The organism is uncultured Nonlabens sp., assembly GCF_947495285.1.
Taxonomy (GTDB): domain Bacteria; phylum Bacteroidota; class Bacteroidia; order Flavobacteriales; family Flavobacteriaceae; genus Nonlabens.
The window spans coordinates 1-326 of sequence record NZ_CANLXZ010000098.1; the positions used below are offsets into that span (position 1 = coordinate 1).

1 protein-coding gene is annotated in these 326 nt (G+C 35.0%); it reads right to left on the bottom strand.

The genetic code is table 11. The annotated features are described in order from the left end of the window. Positions 1-326: transposase (locus Q0838_RS14285; RefSeq protein WP_298956568.1), on the bottom strand; the 326-nt coding region annotated here is incomplete at both ends.

The following is a 326-nucleotide window of genomic DNA, read 5'->3' on the forward strand; positions in this document are numbered from 1 at the left end:
TGTATATATTTATTTGGCGGTGGTTGTTCTTTTGCAAATGGATTATCGAGCCATTTGTGCAGATCAACTTTCACAAAGAGATTTAGTCTTATAAAAGCTACTAAATTTGATAAATACCAGCCGTGTTTCGCCTGTGTTTTTAGCGCCTTTAATATCAGTATCGTTATTAATGCAGTCCATATTTGTATCATTACCGCATTATGGCTAGTTCCTATAAATGACTTAATGTGTAGCTGTTGTTTTATATCTCTAAAAAATATCTCAACCTCCCATCGCGCCTTATATAGCTCCGTTATTGTGTTTGCTGTCCAAGACATTTGGTTTGT